General features: G+C 71.6%; 9 protein-coding genes. 4 read left to right on the forward strand and 5 right to left on the reverse strand.

Annotation, left to right across the window (positions count from 1 at the left end):
- Positions 1 to 92: 92 nt before the first annotated feature.
- The 3 genes from ABT115_RS16135 to ABT115_RS16145 form a co-directional block, all read right to left on the reverse strand.
- Complete coding sequence (locus tag ABT115_RS16135) at positions 93 to 4,907, reverse strand: FtsK/SpoIIIE domain-containing protein (RefSeq protein WP_351789582.1); 4,815 nt, start codon at positions 4,905 to 4,907, stop codon at positions 93 to 95.
- 88 nt (positions 4,908 to 4,995) lie between these two features.
- Complete coding sequence (locus ABT115_RS16140) at positions 4,996 to 6,348, reverse strand: hypothetical protein (protein WP_351789396.1); 1,353 nt, start codon at positions 6,346 to 6,348, stop codon at positions 4,996 to 4,998.
- Positions 6,345 to 6,854 carry a sigma-70 family RNA polymerase sigma factor gene (locus ABT115_RS16145; protein WP_351789399.1) on the reverse strand — a complete coding sequence of 170 codons (510 nt, stop codon included), beginning with the start codon at positions 6,852 to 6,854 and terminating at the stop codon, positions 6,345 to 6,347. The genes ABT115_RS16140 and ABT115_RS16145 overlap by 4 nt, the downstream gene beginning before the upstream one ends.
- A gap of 646 nt (positions 6,855 to 7,500) precedes the next feature.
- Here ABT115_RS16145 and ABT115_RS16150 point away from each other — a divergent pair.
- The 3 genes from ABT115_RS16150 (at position 7,501) to ABT115_RS16160 (ending at position 11,861) form a co-directional block, all read left to right on the forward strand.
- On the forward strand, positions 7,501 to 8,763 hold the full coding sequence (locus ABT115_RS16150) for an exo-alpha-sialidase (RefSeq protein ID WP_351789401.1): 1,263 nt from the start codon (positions 7,501 to 7,503) through the stop codon (positions 8,761 to 8,763).
- A 423-nt stretch (positions 8,764 to 9,186) separates the two neighbouring features.
- Positions 9,187 to 10,461, forward strand: a complete 1,275-nt coding sequence (locus ABT115_RS16155; RefSeq protein ID WP_351789404.1) for a GDSL-type esterase/lipase family protein — start codon at positions 9,187 to 9,189, stop codon at positions 10,459 to 10,461.
- Between the two features lie 368 nt (positions 10,462 to 10,829).
- Complete coding sequence (locus ABT115_RS16160) at positions 10,830 to 11,861, forward strand: LacI family DNA-binding transcriptional regulator (RefSeq protein WP_351789407.1); 1,032 nt, start codon at positions 10,830 to 10,832, stop codon at positions 11,859 to 11,861.
- 303 nt (positions 11,862 to 12,164) lie between these two features.
- Here the strand turns inward: ABT115_RS16160 and ABT115_RS16165 are convergent, their stop codons facing one another.
- Positions 12,165 to 15,431 (reverse strand): LamG-like jellyroll fold domain-containing protein, encoded by a 3,267-nt coding sequence (locus ABT115_RS16165; RefSeq protein ID WP_351789409.1) that lies wholly within the window; start codon positions 15,429 to 15,431, stop codon positions 12,165 to 12,167.
- A gap of 399 nt (positions 15,432 to 15,830) precedes the next feature.
- The gene (locus ABT115_RS16170) at positions 15,831 to 16,913 is read right to left on the reverse strand and encodes a LacI family DNA-binding transcriptional regulator (protein ID WP_351789412.1); all 1,083 of its coding nucleotides are present in this window, start codon (positions 16,911 to 16,913) and stop codon (positions 15,831 to 15,833) included.
- 259 nt (positions 16,914 to 17,172) lie between these two features.
- Here ABT115_RS16170 and ABT115_RS16175 point away from each other — a divergent pair, with 259 nt between their 5' ends.
- A complete protein-coding gene (locus ABT115_RS16175; RefSeq protein WP_351789414.1) occupies positions 17,173 to 18,534 on the forward strand; it encodes an extracellular solute-binding protein in 1,362 nt (453 codons plus the stop codon).
- Positions 18,535 to 18,549: the final 15 nt, after the last annotated feature.

The raw sequence follows: 18,549 nt of genomic DNA on the forward strand, positions 1-18,549 counted from the left end.
GCCGCGCCGTCCCCTTTCTGTCGGGGGGCGGCGCGGCCTTCTGCCGGGGGGCGGCGCGGTCCGTGGGCCGTTTCGGCGGCCGGTACGCCGCGTCAGTCCTGCGGTTTGAGGGGGGTCAGCGGGACCTGCACGGTCTGTACGGTGCCGGCCGGGCCGGAGGTGAAGGCGCGGCCGGCCGGCGCGTGGGAGCGGACCTGGTGGAAGGAGAGCCGGGCCCCGATCAGGTCGCCGTCGCCGGTGGCCTTGGGGGCCAGCAGCAGCCCGCGGCGGGAGCGTTTGGCCGCGGTGAGCCAGCTGCCCAGGCCCATGGTGAGGGTCTCGGTCGGGGCCGCAGCCACCAGGCCCAGGCCGCGTTCGCGGCCGGAGACCACCACGGACTTGAGTACCTGTTCGGCCGCGCCCATCGCGATCAGGTCGGCGTCGTCGACGACCACCACGCCGGGCCCGGTCACGGCCTTCAGCGCGTCGCGGACCGCGTCGGCCGAGGGGTCGGGGTCGGTCAGCACCGTCGCGTGCGGGTGGGCGGCCAACGAGCGCAGCGGCGAGTCGCGGGGCGCGAGGACCACCAGCGCGGTGCCGCCGGCCAGCAGGGACACCGCCAGGCAGGCCAGCACGTTGCTGCGGCCCGAGCCGGGCCCGCCGGCCACCAGGAAGGTGGGCGCGGGGCCGGTGAAGTCCACGCCGATCGCCGCGCCGTCGTCGCCGCCCACGCCGAGCAGGCCCCACAGCGGGCGGCGCAGCTGCGGCGCCACCTTGTCGTAGGCGTCGGCGAACGCCATCGTCGCCGGCAGCGGCACGACGGGGAAGGGCCGCCGCGCGTCGGGCACGGCCGTGTCCCGGGAGGCGGCGAGCGCGCCGATCTCCCGCAGCGCCGCGGCCTGCGCCTGGCCGCTGCCGTCGTCGGTGAGCACCGCGATCTGCGTCTCGGTGCGGCTGATCAGATGCCAGCCGCGGCCGTCGGGCACCGAGGCGGGCACCTGGCTGGGCATCATGCCCAGCAGGCTGTAGTCGGCGCGGTCGCTCTGCCGCAGCAGCACCTTGTTGTCGTTGTGCGCGGCGACCCGGCCGGCGATCAGCGACCGTTCGGAGGTCGCGATCACGTGGACGCCGGCCGCGGCGCCCTCCCGCAGCAGCCGGGTGACGTCGTTGAACAGCCGCCCGTTGTCGTAGTCGTCCAGGACCGGGGCCAGCGCGTCCCAGCCGTCGATGAACAGCATGATGTGCGCGGGCCGTTCGGCGGCGGGCAGCAGCTCACGCAGTTCGGCGAGGCCGGAGCAGGATCGGGCCGCGCACATCTCCTGGCGTCGCGTCAGCTCCGAGGTGAGCCGGTTCAGCAGCCGGTCCAGGTGTTCCAGGTCGTGCCGGGAGACCACCGCGCCGCAGTGCGGGAGGGTGGCCACCGCCGCAAGGCCCCCGCCGGCCGCGTCGATGCCGTACATGTGCAGGTCGGCGACGCTCACCCGGCCGGCCGCGGAGCCGGCGACGGTCCGCAGGGCCTGGGTCCGGCCCGAGCGCGGCGCGCCGATCACATACAGGTGCCCGAAGGTCGCCAGGTCCACGGTGGCCACCCGGCGTTCCTGGAGTTGCGGGATGTCCTGCAGCGCGTAGGGGATCAGCGGCGGCAGGGCGCGCGGGCGGGTGGCTGTGCCCTGCCCGTCCGCGGTGGCGGGGCGTTGGACGTCGGGCAGGTCCTGAAGGCGGACCTTGTCCTCCAGCGCGGGCAGCCAGGGGCTGGGCTGCGGGGTGAAGTCCGTGAGCCGGCCGGCTGCTTCACCGATCGCGCCGACCAGTGCCTGCAGGTCGGTGGGGTGCAGGGGCCCCGGCCGCAGGGTGCCGTCGTCGTCGGCCGGCAGGTCGGCGGGCCGGCCCAGCCGGCTCCACGGCAGCCGGGCCGCGCGCACCGGGGCGCGTTCGGCCTCGGCCTGGGGGGCGCCGGCCAGCGGGCGCTGGGCGCCCACCCACGCGGACTGGAACGCGATCGCGGACCGGTGCCCGTACCGGACCAACGCCCGGCCGGGGGTGCCGGGCGAGATGTGCACGGCGTCGCTGGTGTCGATGATGTCCTGGCTCTCCACCACGTCGGTGACGCGCAGCGCGATCCGCAGGTTGGTGTTGGCCTTGATGTCAGGGGTGACGGCGCCGGCCGGCCGCTGGGTGGCCAGCACCAGGTGGATGCCCAGCGAGCGGCCGCGCTGCGCGATGCTGATCAGTCCGGTGATGAACTCCGGCACCTCGCGGACCAGCGTCGCGAACTCGTCGATGACCAGCACCAGCCGGGGCAGCGGCGGCAGCTTCGGGTCGTCGGCGCGCTTGGCCCGGTACTCGGGGTGGTCCTTGGCGTCGTGGTCGGCCAGCAGATGCTCCCTGCGCCGCAGTTCGGCACCCAGTGACTCCAGGGCGCGCTGCACCAGGTGCGCGTCGAGGTCGGTGACCATGCCCAGGGTGTGCGGCAGGTTCGCGCATTCGCGAAAAGCGCTGCCGCCCTTGTAGTCGACCAGGACGAAGGTCAGTTCGTCGGGGCGGTTGGTCGCGGCGAGCGAGGCCACGAACGTCTGGAGCAGTTCGGACTTGCCCGATCCCGTGGTGCCGGCGACCAGGCCGTGCGGCCCGTCGCGCACCAGGTCCAGCTGCAGCGGGCCGTCGAAGCCGGTGCCCAGCACGAACGTGGTGGTAGCCGGGCGGCGTTGCCAGCGCGCGAGCAGCGCCGCCGCGTCCGGGGGTTCCTGTTCGAGCAGGTCCAGGAGCCTGACCTGCTCGGGCAGGCTGCTGTCGTTGTCGGGGCTGACGTCGTGCAGCGGGGCCAGGGCGCGGGCGACACGCTCGCACCAGTGCGGGGAGACCAGGTCGGCGCGGACCGCGGTCACGTCCGGCATGCCGGTCCTGCGGATCGTCAGGCCGGAGCTGTCCAGGGTGAGGACGGCCGCGCACTCCTCGGGCAGCAGCCGCTCCTGCTCGTCCAGGCACAGGCTGAACACCCGCACGGCCGGGCCGTCGGTGAGGACCTGCACCATGCCGGGAACGTCCCGCAGCCGACGGGCGCCGTCGGCGACGACCAGGATGTCGGGCGAAGTGAACATGGCCCGGCCCATCGAGGAGCCCAGCGCCCGCTGCCGGGCCTGGATCTGGGAGACCAGTTCGGTGACCCGGTTCGCGACGGACTCCGAGTCGTTGCCGACCGCCACCAGTGGGCCGAGCGCGCCCGACGGGCGGGCGTGCGGCAGCCAGCCCGCCCACGCCCACTCCTGCGCCCTGGCCGACTCGGTGAGCAGCACGATGTGCAGGTCACGGGGACTGTGCAGGACCGCGGACTGGGCCACGCACCAGCGGGCCAGCGCCTGCACCGGCGCGGCCGCTCCCGCCACGCCCACGACGCCGAGTTCGGGGATCTCCACGCCGATCGGGATGTCCGGCAGCGTCCAGCGGATCTTGCGGTGGTTCTCGTCCCTGACCGGGTCGTCGACGGCCTTGACCGACGGCAGGTCCACCGTGCCGACCCGCAGCACCAGGTGGTCGGGGTCGCGGCGGCGCCGCTCCCACAACCGGGTGCCGGGCCCGGTGGCGGCCAGCCCCACCGCGACCGGATCGGGCCCGGTCACGCACCGCACCCAGCGCTCCCTGACCACCGCGGTGCGGATCTCCCGCTCCACCACCCTGCGCCGGGAACGGTAGCGGCGGTGCGCCTCCTCGGTGGTCTTGCGGTTGTTGCGGCGGCCCGACACCCAGTTCGACAGCGCCATCAGCGGCGTCAACACCAGGAAGATCAGGTAGAAGTACGACTTGAACACCCCGACCATGACCAGGCCCAACACCACCGGGGCGATCATGGTGACCAGCGGGAATGGTGCCTTGGCGCGCGGACCGGGCCGGCTGGGCATCTTCAGCGGCTCGGCGTCCACGTGCGGGACGATCCGCGGCGGCCGGTTGTAGTCCAGGCCCAGGCCGTCCTCGGACTCGGTGACGGCCGCGTCGGCCTCGACCGGCGCGACCAGCCGCAGCAGCGTGCCGCCCACCGCCAGATCCACCTCGCGCGGCCAGGCGATGCCGCCGCGCGGCGGGGCCGGCGCCGCCCCCGCCGCCCGCTGCTGCGCCGCGATCCGCTCCTCCTCCTCGGCCGCCTTGACGGCCTCCAACTTCTCCTCCGGGGTGCTCCGTTCGGGCGCCGTCCCGGTGTACGGATCGATGTCGGCGGGCGGCCGGGGCACACACAGCCGGACCACCCCCTCCTCGGCCGCCGCACCCCGCTCGTCGTGCACATACGCGCCGCCGTCCGCGGTCACCGTCACCCACACCCCGCCGTCGGGCACCTCCACGCCGCCCGCGACCCGGATCGCGCACCCGGCACCGGACCCCAACTCGTAACTGCCCTGCGCAAGCCGCCAACTGCGCCCCGCGCCCGGCCCCGAGGCGGCGTGCACCTCGGCGAGCACCAGTTCGCCGGCCGCCGCGGTGACACGGCCCGCGACCGGGTCCGGATCCGGCACGGGAGCACCCAGGCCGAGCACCGCGCCCTCCCGGATCCCGCTTCCGTGCACCGGCAAGCCTGGATCCAACGCGACCGCGCCGAGATACAACCGCGGGTTCCCGCCGTGCCGTTCACCGGCCAGGAACGCGTCAAGCTCTCCAGACGGCGCGGCCGCCACAGACGGCGAGCCCGGTGCGGACGGCGAGCCAGGCGCGGGCGACGCCGTGCGCGGGGCGGCGAAGGCACCCGTGGGCAGCGCACCGGCGGCCACATCCGGGTCCAGGTCCAGATCCGGGTCCGCGGCTGGGGTGCGGGGGGCGGCGCCCTCTTGGCCGCGCGCGATGGCGCCCGCCAACTCCCCCACGGTGCACCCCTCCGGGAGGTCCAACAGGTGATCGAGCCGGGTGGAGTCCGCGGCGTCGAGGGTGGTGATGATCAGCTTCACGGTGTCCAAGCAGGGGTCTGGGCGGCGCGCCGGGCCAGAAGGCGGCGGGCCGCGGGGGGCTGAGCGGTGACGGGACCTGGCGGGGGACTCACCCCAGGCCCGGGTCGGGCGCCGGTTTTACGGCGCCCACCGGACCGGCCGCCGTGCGGGCAGGGGCCGACCCGGGCGCCCCGACCGATGCGGACGCGACCGCCGACACCCCGGTCGTCCCCGCACCGGCGGATCCGGCACCGGTGATCTCGGCATCGGTGATCCCGGTACCGACCGTCCCCGCAGCAGCGGTTCCCGCGCCGGTAGTTCGGCTACCGCCGGCACCGACGCCGGCGGTTCCCACACCGGCGCCGTCTCCACCGCCGGTTCCCGCGCTCGCGGCTCCGGTGGCGGGGGTGGTGGCGGAGCGGCCGAGCGCGGCCTGTCCGAGCGGGATGTCGGGGTCGACCGTCGCGGTGGTGCGGGCCGGGGGCCGGTAGGGCGGCAGCGCGTCGATCGCCCTGGCGACGGCCCGCGGCAGCGCGGTGGCCTGCGGGCGCAGCGGTGTGCCGTGCACGACGAGCGTGGCGTTGCGGGTGGCGGACAGCAGCCGGGCGCGCCCTTGGGCGCGGCCGCGCAGCAGCACCGACGGCCCGCCGGGTGCCAGGAGCGCGGCCGGCGGTTCGGCGCAGACTGCGAACGCGGGCATGCCGGCGTGCGCGGCCTGCCAGGCCGCGGCGTCGCGCAGCGCCTGCTGTGCGGGGGGCCCGATGTGCCGCGGGTGGACGCCGTCGGCGACGGTCACCGCGCCGGCCGGCAGCCGCCGTTCGAGTTGGGCGGCGAGGGCCTGCAGCAGCGCGGCGGCGGTCGGCTCGTCGTCGTACAGTGCGGTCACCGCCGGCCCGTGGAACAGGTCGGCGAAGACCACGCGGTCGCCGTCCAGGCCGAGCGCGACGAGCAGGACCGGCGGGGCGCCTTGCGCGGGCGCCGGGTCCTGCTGGCTGTCGCGGACGCCCCACCACAGGTACGGGTCGCTGTCGTCGGCGGTCCACGGCGCGGGCGGGCGCACCGCGGCCGCGGCAGCCGTGTGCACGCCGACCAGGTCGGCGCCGACCACCACCGCGTACGGCCGGCAGCGTCCGCGGCCGGCCTGGTGGGCGGCGCGTATCGCCTGCTCGCCCGCCTGCCACACCGCGGAGTCGGCCAGCGCGCGGGCCAGCAGCCGCAGTTGGCGCCGGTAGGCCAGCCGGCGGCGTACCGGCGCGGCGAACGCGGCCGCGGTCAGGCGGATCTCGTGGCGGGCGCGGCGGCGCACCACGTACCAGCCGCCGACCCGGCGGGCCAGCCGGTGGGCGACCATCAGCAGCGCGATGGCCAGGCCGATGCCGCCCAGCGCCTGGCTGATCCCGGTGCGGTGGTCGGTGACCAGCTGGAAGGGGTCGCTCGCGGTGACGACCAGCGCGCCGCTCACGCGGCTGCCCGCCCGCCGTCGCCGCCGGGCGCGTCCTCGTGCTGTGAGCCCAGCTCGCGGCGCAGGGAGCGCACCGCGTGGTAGGTGCGGGACTTGACCGTGCCCTGGGGGATGCGCAGGGCCGCGGCGGTCTGCTCGCCGCCGAGGTCCAGCAGGTAGACGTGGACGAGGATGTCGTGCTGGGCCTTGGGCAGCCGGCCGAGCGCGGGGATCAGCCAGCGCCGGTCGACGACGCGTTCGGCGAGGTCCTCGGCGTGGGCGGTGTCGGCGCCGACGTCCCCGGCGCCGCCGACCGGGATCGCCCGGTCCTTGCGCCAGGTGTCGACCGCGAGGTTGCGCGCGGTGCGGAACAGCCAGGGCCGGATGGGCTGATCCTGCCACTCCAGCCGGTCCGCGTGCAGCCAGGCCCGCAGCAGGGTCTCCTGCACCACGTCCTCGACGTGTCTCAGGTCGGGCGCCGTCAGCTTGGCCACATAGCGCAGCAGCGTGTCCCTCTCGTTTCGCAACCGGCCAGCAAAGTTGTCCGGACCGCCCAAGGGCGGCCGTGCCCGCGTCGTCACGGCGTCAGGACCCCTATTCCATGGTGTGTCGTCACCTCACCGTAGTCGCACAAGAGTTCACATTTCAGAACGGTCGAATCAACACCCGATGGCGATCATGCGTCCTTCGTGTGAACGCCCCTGGGGCCCGGACCGGGGCGCGGCCGGGCGGGAGTTGCCCGGTGGGCTCAGATCCAGTTGCGGCAGGAGGCGCCGAGGATTTCGTGCGGGCGGCGGGTGCGGCGCCGCAGGTTTCCCCGATCCGTGCCAGGCCGCCGAGACGCTCGCCTCCACCTGACCCGGGGCGATTCATATCCGCCCTGCCCGGAGAGAAAGAAGAAGCCCCTCGTGGGCGGACCACGGGCCGACGACCGGTTCGTGGTCGGCGACGACGTTTCGCAGTCCTGTTGTCCGGCTCTCCCGCCGGCTGAATCAGCGTCACGGGGATTGCGGGCTCCTCTGGTACGGGGGCCTTCTCCCGGCCGGGGCACGCCTCTGGAGGCTGCGCCGAGGGCTGGCCGAGCTTTTGGCGAACGGCTTGCGTCGCACCAGTTTACATCGATGTACATTCCGCTTTAGCCTGACCCGCATCTCCCCACCCGGAAGGAGCACCATGGTGATCCTGCGACTTCGGCGTGCCCTTGGACGGCGTCGACTCCTCGTGCTCGCGCTGACCGGCGTACTGAGCATGCTTTTGGCCACCTCCGCCGTCACCTCCCCCTCGACCACCGGCGCGGTGGCTTTTGCGTCCTCGCCCGTGGCCCCTGGCGTGGCGGCCTCCGCACTCTCTCCCACGGCAACCGGAACACCGCTGCGGGACGGAACGGGCCTGTATCCGCGGGTCATTCGGCTCGCGCACAACGGTGCGGCCAACGGGCGCATCCTCGCGAGCGTCGTCACCTTTGACGGCAACAACGGCATCGGAGCAATCCACGAGAGTGCGAACTATGGGGCGACCTTCCGCGAAGTCGGCAGGGTCGCCGACCCTGAGTCCGCGGCGGGCCAGGGACTCTGCTGCACCACCCTGTTCGAGCTGCCCCGCCAGGTGGGCGCGCTGCGGGCCGGTACCCTGCTGTGGGCCTCCTCCGCCGGTCAGGACGAGCAGGACCGCCGTATGGCGCTGCGGATCTGGCGGAGCAACGACGTGGGCCGCACTTGGTCCTACCTGTCGTCCTGCGCCGTCGCGAGCGGAACGGGCGGGCTGTGGGAACCGGAGTTCTCCGTGGCCGCCGACGGCGCCCTGGTCTGCCACTACTCCGACGAGACCGACGCCGCGCACAGCCAGAAACTCGTCGCCGCGCGCAGCTACGACGGAGTGCGCTGGCAAGGACACCACGACACCGTGGTCGGCACCTGGGCGCCCGACCGGCCCGGAATGCCGGTGGTGCGACGGCTGCCGAACGGCACCTACTTCATGAGCTACGAGATCTGCAATCCCGGCGGCCAATACCAGTGCGTCGTGCACTACCGGACCTCCGCCGACGGCTGGAACTGGGGAAACCCCGCCGACCTCGGCATCCGCCCCCAGACGGCAGACGGCAGGTACTTCCGCGCCACCCCGACCATCGCCTGGGCGCCCACGCCGGGCGGCGGGGGCAACGGGCGGATCCTGCTGATCGGGCAGCGCCTGCTCAACCGGGACGGCACGCTCGCCGCCGGCAGCGGACGTACGATCCTCACCAACTCGCGGAACGGCAGCGGAGCCTGGACCGCGATCGACTCACCGGTGACTGTGCCGAACCCTGAAGTGAACTACTGCCAGAACTACAGTTCACCGCTGCTGCCTTCGGCAGACGGAAGGCGGGTCCTCCAGATCGCCACCGACTTCGAGGGCACGGTGTGCCGGGCGTACTACGCGACTGGTCGCCTGCCGTAGCCGCAGGGCGACGCCTCGTGTGATCGCTCCCTCGGCCTCGATCGGACACCTTCGAGGCCGAGGGGAGGCCACTGGGCCTGTTGTGAAAGTGCCCGACCACTGCAGTGAACTCCCTCCCGAGGACAAGTGGCCTGCTTACAACGAGCTGAGACAAATGGGTTGGGCCCGGCGACCAGCCAGTTCACCGGCGCCCACCGGCCCTTCAACAGATCGTGGGCGAGTATCCATCGGACTGGGACGAAGAAGCCCCGCGCCAGTCTGTGCCACCGCCGTCTCCGAGTCCTGGCTGCTCGCCAGGGTCTCATTCCAGTCTTCCCACAAGTGAGCTCGCGACGGTCCAGCATGCGCAGCGCCCCCGGCGCCGGCCTGGCGGACTCCGCGCTCCTTCCCGCTCGCGTCACTTCACTTCACTGAGGAGTGCTCATGTTCCGAGCTTCGTCAGCTCTCATCCTCGCGGCCGCGCTGACCTGTACGGCGAGTGTCGCGGTGGCCGAAACGCAGGAGTCCCGCACACCCCAGCCTCCGGCACGTGCTGGGTGGCACACCGCGTGGGCCAACCCTCCGCACAGCCTGGCCCCGACTCCCCTGCGTGACCAGTCCGTTCGCATGATCACCCACCTCAGCCAGGGCGGTGACGCACTGCGGATCCGCGTGCAGAACACCCTCGGCAAGAGCCCGCTCGTCGTCGACGCGGCCACCGTCGCGCCGAGCGACGGCAAGAGCGCGGCCTTGGAAGGAAAGCCCCGGGAGGTGAGATTCCACGGGAGAAGCAGCTTCCTCGTGCCGGCGGGCGGCGAGGCTTGGAGCGACCCGGTACCGCTGCGCTCCGAAGCGGGGGACGACGTGGCCGTCTCCCTGGCCGTGAAGGGCGAGGCAGGCGCGGGCCGCCACGACGCCGCCTTCCGCACCAACTACCTGTCCGCTCCCGGCTCCGGCGACCACACGGCGGACCAGAGTGCGGACGCGTACACCGAGAAGGTCCAGTCCGCCTACCTGGTCAGTGCGGTGGACGTGCGCAACAAGGATCTGAGGGGCACGCTCGTCGCGTACGGCAGCTCCGTCGTGGACGGCACCGGTAGCACCGATTGCGGCCCCGGCTGCACCGAACTGGGCAACGACCGGCGCTGGACGGACATCCTGGCGCGACGTATCCACAAGGAGCTGCCCGCCGACCGCCAGTTCGCCGTGGCCAACGCCGGCATCATCGGCACCACCAGCTACGCCAACTGCCCAGGAACCTCCGACTACTTCCGCGGCTTCGACTCGCTGGCCCGCCTAGGGCGCGACGTGCTCTCCCTGCACGGGGTCAGCTCAGTGCTCTTCTACTACGGCACCAACGACCTCGCGGCCGGATGCAGCGCCGAGCAGGTCATCGCCAGCTACCGCGAAACGTTCAAGCGCCTGCACCAGGCCGGCATCAAGGTGTACGTCACCCCGATCACCCCACGCCCCGGCTACAGCGACGCCGCCAACCGGCACCGGCACGAGGTGGCCGCGTTCGTCCGCAAGGGCGGCGACTGCTCCGGTACCTGCGACGGAGTGCTCGACTTCGACCAGGTCCTGAAGGACCCGGTGAAGCCCAACAGCATCAACCCCGCCTACGACACCGGCGACGGAGTGCACGTGAACGTCGCGGGCCAGCAGGCCCTCGCGGACTTCGTCTCGCTGCCCATGGTGACCCGGCCGACGAGGCACTGACACCGCGGCGAGATCGAGTTCCGGCTGCTTCGCCCGACGGGCTGCCCTCACCCCAACCCGTCGGGCGTTCTGCCAGGGACGGCCACGGCCAGTTCTCCGCCCCCTTCCGTGAAGCCGTTCAACTTTGCGATGCCCTCATTCTTCAGAGCGGTTCAAAGGCCTGCTCGCTCCGGTGCGTGCAGCAAGCGCTTGCCCCGGCGCTGACCGGCCGAACGCGCAGGGTGGGGGCGCTCGCCGCCTTGCCAGTGCGATGAGGGCGGATGTATAACGTTGTAAACGTCATGCTCCAGGACTCGGCGCCAGGCACACGGTGACGACACCGTACCCGCACCGACCACCCGAGTCGGGCCGCTTCGAAAGGGAATGCCGTGCGGGTCAGCCTCAAGGACGTTGCCGCCCACGCGGGGGTCTCCATCAAGACCGTCTCCAATGTGGTGAACAACTACCAGCACGTCACCCCCACGATGCGTGAACGCGTCCAGCGGTCCATCGACGCGCTCGGCTACCGGCCCAACCTGGCCGCCCGGCATCTGCGCAAAGGACGCACGGGCATGATCGCGCTCGCCCTGCCCGAACTCGGCAACCCCTACTTCGCCGAACTCGCCGCCGCCGTCATCGATGCCGCCGCCGCCCACGACTACATCGTGTTGCTCGACCACACCGGCGGACGTCGTGAACAGGAACTTCTGGTCAGCCAGGGCTTCCGCGCACGCGTCATCGACGGACTCATCCTCAGCCCCATCGAGCTGGAGATCGAAGACCTCCGCGTCCGAGCGGAGAGCGTTCCACTGGTGCTGCTCGGGGAGCGTGACTACGACCTGCCGTACGACCACATCGCCATCGACAATGTCGCCGCGGCCCGCACCGCCGTCCGGCACCTGCTCGACCTCGGGCGCCGGGAGGTGGCGTTCATCGGCGACCGGCGTGGCCGCAGCGAGCCCGCACAACTGCGCGTACGCGGTTGGCGCGAGGAACTCACCGCCGCCGGACTCCCGGCGGACGACGGGCTCGTGGCCGCCACCGACGGCTGGGGGCATGCGGACGGCGCGGCGGCCATGCGGCGCATCCTCGATGCCGGCCGGTGCCCCGACGCGATCTTCGCGTACAACGACCCGATGGCCATCGGCGCGATGCGCGTCCTGCACGAGCGCGGCCTGCGCGTCCCCGAGGACATCGCGGTCGTCGGCTTCGACGACGTGGTCGAGGGGCACTTCGGCGCGGTGACGCTCACCTCCGTGTCGCCGGACAAGGAGGCCATCGGCCGACTTGCCGTGGAGTCGGTGCTCGCCCGGCTGGGCGGTGAGGCACCCGAACCCCCCCGTGTCTCGGCGGGCTACCGTCTGGTCGAGCGGGAGAGCACTCTCGGGCGCGGGGCGTCGAAGGACGGGCCTCAGGGCTGACCGGCCGACGGCAAGTACGACGCGCAGGTCGACCGGCACGGTGAGGTCATCCGTCATGCCGCCTCGGCGGGTTCGGTTCCCCTCGTCCTCGCCTGTACGTACAGCTTCGAGTCGCGCAACTACCCCGGCGAGTATCTGCGCCAGTCACCGGCGGCACGTGCGGCAGCGGTGCCACCGGCCTACGCCTCTTCGGAACCGCCGCCACCTTCGACAACGTGGCGGTCTCACCCGCGCGGTGACCTGAAACGAGTGGGCCCCGGCGGGGAGCAGCGTCCCGCCGGGGCCCTTGCGCAGCCGATACCGCTACGGCTTCTCGTCCGTGTAGAGCGCGCTCACCTCCTCCGCGGTGAGCGCCTTGTCATAGGCGTGGACCTCGTCGACCGCGCCGTTCCAGAAGTCGGTGTCGTTGCCGCCCCACTGGGCGCGGCCGACGGCCAGGGCGCCGGTGCTGGGGTAGGCCGCGCCGCCGGTGGCGGTCGCTGCCGGCTTTCCGTCGACGTAGAGCTTGATCGTGTTGTCGGTGCCGTCGCGGACGCCGACCAGGTGGTACCAGCGGCCCTTCTCCGGTGTGGCGACCAGGCGGGCGCGGTTCTCGCCCGGGGTGCTGAAGGCGAACGCGCCCTGCCCATACTGGAGGTAGAACGGGCTGGCCTGACGTCGGGTGTCCTGGCTGACCGCGGTGGCGTAGTTGCCGGGGAGTTCGTCCAGCCGGACCCAGGCCGAGACCGTGTAGCTGCCGGTGGTGTCGAGCACCGGGCCGTCGGTCTCGGCGTACTGGCCCTGACCGTCGAACTTCAGCGCGCTGCCGCTGACGCCGGGCGTCCAGGTGGTGCCCTCGGTGAGCGTCAGGGGCTTGGCGTTCGGGCCGTCGTCCTTCGCGGTGGTCTCGGTGCCCTCGTCGAGGGCCCAGTGCCCGCCGCCCTTCAGCGGCTGCCGCTCGCCCGCGGCGGCACCGGCGGCGATGACCTTGCGGTTGACCTCATGGACTCGGACCGGGTCGACCTTGATCTCCCGACGGTCGTACGTGTACAGGCCGTTGAGTTCGTTCTCCAGGTCGGAGATCTGGGTGTAGATCGAACCGGACAACTCGGCTCCGGCCTGGTCGAGATAGAACTTCTCGGTGTTCTCGACGTACTTGCGGGTCAGCGCCTCCTTGTCGGCGACACCGCTGTAGATCACCGTCGGGGCGCCCGGCCACATGTGCCCGGGAGTGCGCAGGGTGAAGCCGCCGTGCTCACCGTCCATCGCCGCCCGCTTGTCGTCGGGGAACGGCGGGTCCACGTTGTTGTAGTCGTGGTGGTCGATGATGTCGCCCTTGCCCGAATCTCCCTTGGAGTTACAGCAGTTGACGCCGCTATGGGCATTGACGACGCGAGACGGGTCGGCCTCCTTCACGGCCTCGGTGATCTCGCCGGTCTCCGTGCGATCCCACTCGCCCCAGCCCTCGTTGAAGACGATCCAGCCGATCACGGAAGGCGCGTTGTGGTGCTCTCGCATCATCTCCCGGCCCTGGTCGACGAAGGCGCGCCGCCCGGTCTCGTTGGTGATGTTGCCGGAGACGAAGTCCTGCCAGACCAGCAGGCCGAGCCGGTCCGCATGGTAGAACCAGCGCGCCGGTTCCACCTTGATGTGCTTGCGCACGGCGTTGAAGCCGAGCTCCTTGTGTGCCTTCAGATCGAACGCGAGGGCCTCGTCGCTCGGCGCGGTGTACAGGCCGTCGGGCCAGAACCCCTGGTCGAGGGTGGCGAGGGAGAAGACCGGCTTGCCGTTGAGCACCAGCTTCTGGAAGCCGCCGACCTTCGCGATGCCGATGGAGCGCATACCGAAGTAGCTGCCGACCTTGTCGGTCGACCGGCCGTCGGTGAGCTTGACGTCGAGGTCGTAGAGGTAGGGGTCGTCCGGGCTCCACAGGTGTTGGTTCGCCACCGGCAGCCGCAGCTGCTTGTTCGCCGGCCCGCTGACCTTGCCGACGACCTTGCCGCTCTTGTCGCGCGCGACCGCCTCGACATGGGCCCCGGCGGAGGCCTTGGCCGACTGGACGGTCACCGCGAGGCTGCTCGTGTCGATGTCCGGCGTGGAGAAAACGGTATCGATCGCGGCGTTGGCGACCGGCTCCATCCAGACGGTCTGCCAGATGCCCGACGACTGGGTGTAGAAGATGCCGCTCGGGTTGGTGGACTGCTTTCCCATCGGCTGGTCGGCGCCGCCCATGTCGGTGACCGCGACCACGACCTCCTGCGGGCCGGTGCCCTTCAGAGCGTCGGTGATGTCGGCGCTGAAGGCGTCGTAGCCACCGGTGTGTTCGGCGACCTTGGTGCCGTTGACGAAGACGCGGGCCTGGTAGTCCACGGCGCCGAAGTTGAGCTTCAGCCGGTTGCGCTTGCCGACCTTCCAGTCCTTGGGGACGTTCACCAGCTTCCGGTAGAACATGTGGTCCTCGTGCCGCTCCAGCGCGGAGAGTTGCGACTCCACCGGGTACGGCACGACGATCTTCTCGTCGAGGTCCTTGCCGAACACCGGCTGCTCGCCTGCCTCGGCGCCGCTGAACTGCCAAGGGCCGTTGAGATTCTTCCACTTGGAGCGCACCTGTTGCGGACGCGGGTATTCCGGCAGCGGGTTGTTCTTGTCGACCTCGTCGCCCCACTTGGTGGTGAGCCGGTGGGTGGAGGCGTTGTCGGCGTAGCGGATGACCTTCGGTACGGTCTCGCCGCCGGACGTCAGGCCGCCCTCGCCGTCGTAGGTGACCCGCACCTGCTGGTTCTTCTGGATGGGTTCGGCGAGCGTAACGAGCAGAGAGTTGCGGTCCCCGGGAGCGACGGTGACCGACTTCAGGGGCATGGCCGTGGTGTCGGCCTCGACCTTCAGGTGGTCCTTCACCGCCTTGAGGTCACCGACCCCGCCCGCGAACCGGGCCCGCAGCCGCCGTCCGTCAGCCGCCACGGACAGCTCCACCGGGTACACCTCGAAGCCCGCGGGCGGAGTGAACGCCGACATCGGCACGAGCTGCTTGGACAGGCCCGGGCCGGCCCAGCGCAGGAACATGTTGGAGCCACCGAAGTCCTGGAACATCTCCAGGCGGAAGTCGTGCTTCTCGCCGGCGGTCAGCCGGATCGAGGCGCTGGTCTGCTCCCTGTCCCAGTCCGGCTCCCAATGGTCGATGACTGGCGCGCCGTCGATGTAGAGCCGGAAGCCGTTGTCGCCGATGGCGTAGAAGGTGTAGTCGCCGGTTGCCGGTGCCTCGATCTGCCCCGTCCAGCGGGCGGTCGTGTGCTCCGTCTTGCCGGTCAGCTCCTGGAACGTACTGGTCAGACCGGAGAAGTTGATTTGCGGGTCGAGCAGCGCGCCGCCGAGTTCGGCGAAGTCCCGTGCGCCTGGGGCCGACATGCTGAAGTACTCGCCCTTCAGGCCGTGTACCTCGACGTCGGCTGCTTCGGTGGAGAGCGCTGAGGCGCTGCCGGTCGGCTCCGCTGCCGACGCGGTGGTGGCCAGACCGCTCGGGGGAACGACGAGAGCGGCCGTAGCCAGCAGCGCCCACAGTCTGGCCCGTGGGCGGATGTGTTGTCTTGTCATCGAACCCTTCCTCGCGCTGGTGCCGCGGACCAGGACCGGTCATCTGGAAGACCAAGTCGCAGGAATGACGGAAGACGGGACGGACGCGGTCGGGCGGCTCTTTCAACGTTGGAAAGCCTGCGACAGCCGAAATGACAGCACGGCCCTCGACTGCTGTCCAGACCTCGCGCACCACTGTGTTGGTCACCCTCACCAGACGTCTGGGCAGTCGACTTGTGGCACGCGCCCCGCCACGGCGTTGACGCGCCGGTACGCCGCCAGTGCTTCGCGGAGGTTCCCGAGTGGGATCCGCCTGCGCGTTCACGCCGGTGTACAAGCAGCCCTGCCCCCCACCAGGCACGGACGGCACCCGGCCCGCGGCCAGGCTGACCCTGGCGTGGCCGGCAAAGGGTGCAGTGATCAGGCCGGCGTCGGCCGGGAGCCCGCAGGCAGCAGCCCGCTGGCGCCCTCCGTGCTCTCGCGCAGTACCAGCCGATGCGCCACCACCAGGTCCTGAGGCGATCGCACGCCGGTCGAGGAGGCGTCCGCCGCGGTGGATCCCGCGCCCTCGTCCATCCGGCGTTGCAGGAGTGCGACGGCGACCTGGGCGACCGCGGCCTTGTCGGGGGCCACGGTGCTCAGGGTGGGGACGCTGAAGCGTCCGGCCTCGACGTCGTCGAAGCCGATGACGGCGACCTCCTCGGGAACCCGGATGCCGTGCTCGTGCAGTGTGCGCAGCGCGCCCAGTGCCAACTGGTCATTGAGACACAGCAGGGCGTCAGGGCGGGCGCCCTCGCTCAGCTTCCGGGCCAACGCCTCGGCGCCGTCCGGCATTCGGAAGGACGTGACGGGCAGGAGGGCGGCCGGGTCAAAGGCGATGCCCGCTTCCGCCAATGCGGCACGGTAGCCGCGGGTGCGGGCCTCTGCCGTACCCAGGCCCGCGTCGCTGCGTCCGCCGATGACCAGGATGGAGCGGCGGCCGAGGCGGAGCAGGTGCTCGGTCGCTTGCCGTGCGGCCTTCTCGTTGTCGATGGCGACGTGATCGGCGCCTTCCTCCAGCAGCTCGCCGATCAGCACGGTGGGCGGGGCACCCGCGCGGTCGCGCAGGTCGTCGGGGGTGAGGGCGAGCGGACTGAGGATCACTCCGTCGACGAAACTGGAGCCGAACCCGGTCAGCGCCGCCAACTCGTGATCGCGATCCGCGGCGGTCTGATGGATCAGCACCGTCAGGGAGCGCCGCTCCGCCTCGCGAATGACATGCCGGGCGAGCTCGGCGAAGTACGGGACGTCCAGTTCAGGGATGACGAGAGCGATGATGCCGGTGCGGCCCTGGCGCAGATGGCGACCGGCCAGGTTCACCTTGTAGCCGAGTTCTTCGATGGCATCGCGGACGGCACGTCTGGTCCGGTCGGAGACGTGGGTGTAGTCGTTGATGACGTTGGACACCGTCTTCTCCGACACGCCTGCGAGCCGCGCGACGTCCTTGATCCTTGGTCGTGCCACCGGAACCTCCCTGCCCCTCCGCGCCGCTGAGTATAGGTCCCGGCAGGTCGCGGATCGGCGGCGATCTATCCAGTCCGTTCGGCCCTCGATTTCCGGCCGCGCCCCCTGGCTCTTTACAGCCAATGTACATCGATGTAAAAACGAGCCATCGCATCGGCTCGACCGATGCGCCCCCGCCTGACCCAGGCGGTGGATCACTGTCCCCATGGGTGGTCCACCGTCGGTCCGGCGTGCGTGTCCGGCCGTCGGAAGGTCCGCGATGTTCACCCGCTTCTCCGCCTCACCATCAGCGCCCGCACCCGGTGCGGCACCTGGGCTCACCCGCCGTCGGCTGCTGCGCCACGGCACGGCCGCCGCAGGTGCGCTGCTCGCCGCCGGCCCGCTGTCCGGCTGCGCCTCACCGGCCTCCGCCGACGCCTCGGCGCTGAGCGTCTGGGACCTGTTCCAGGGCGGCGACGGCATGCTGATGGACGACATGATCAAGGCCGTCTCCAAGGGCCCGCAGGGGTTCGAGGTGGAGCGGACGATCCTGGACTGGGGCCCGTCGTACTACACCAAGCTGGCCATGTCGGCCGCCGGCGGCCGTGCCTCCGACGTGGCGATCATGCACCTGTCCCGACTGGCCGGCTCTGCGCCCGGCGGCCTCCTCGACCCCTTCGACCTGGACCTGCTCGCCGAATTCGGCGTCAGCCAGCAGGACTTCGCCCCAGCCGTCTGGGCCCGGACGCAGCATGACAAGACGGTCTACGCCATCCCGCTCGACGTCCACCCCTTCATCGTGTTCTACGACAAGGAGGCCGCCGACAAGGCGGGTCTCCTCGATTCCTCGGGTGAACTGGCCCCGATGGGCTCCCCGGACGCCCTGCTCGACGCCGGTAAGGCGCTCGCCGAGGCGACCGGGCAGAAGGGCATCCTGTTCGGCCACGTCACCGACACGGCGCAGACCTGGCGGCAGTTCGCCGCCCTCTACGCCCAGACCGGGGCCGACTTCACTCTGCCGGACGGCGGCCCGCCGCAGATCGACGTCGACGCCGCCGTCCGCGTGGTCGCCTTCATGCAGCAACTGTTCGACGGCCGTACCAACCCCAACAACCTGGACTACTACGGTGCGGTAGCCGGTTTCATCGGCGGTCGCGGCGGCATGGTCATGCTCGGGGAGTGGGAACTGCCGACGCTGAAGAAGTCCGGCATCCCCCTCGGCGCCGCGCGGTTCCCGCAGGTCTTCGACAAGCCGGCCGTCTACACGGACAGCCACAGCTTCGTCCTCCCGCATCAGGCGAACCCCGACCCGGCGCGGCGCCGCGAGGCCCACCGGTATGTCGCGGAGATGGTCAAGCAGAGCCTTACCTGGGCCGGCGCCGGTCACATCCCCGCCTACCAGCCCGTACTGGCCGAGCCGGAGTACGCCGCCCTCGACCCGCAGTCCTCCTACGCGGACGCCGGAGAGGTCGCGGTGCTCGACCCGCCGAACTGGTTCGCCGGGGCCGCTTCGAATTTCCAGAACCGGATGTGTCAGCCGCTCCAGGCAGCGTTGCTCGGCAACACGTCCGCCGAGAAGGCGGTGCGCCAGATGGTCCGCGAGGCGGACACGCTGCTCCGGCAGCCCAACCCGGTGGCTTGACGAGCAGAAGGAGTG

The organism is Streptomyces sp. NPDC001832, assembly GCF_040297265.1.
GTDB lineage: Bacteria > Actinomycetota > Actinomycetes > Streptomycetales > Streptomycetaceae > Streptomyces.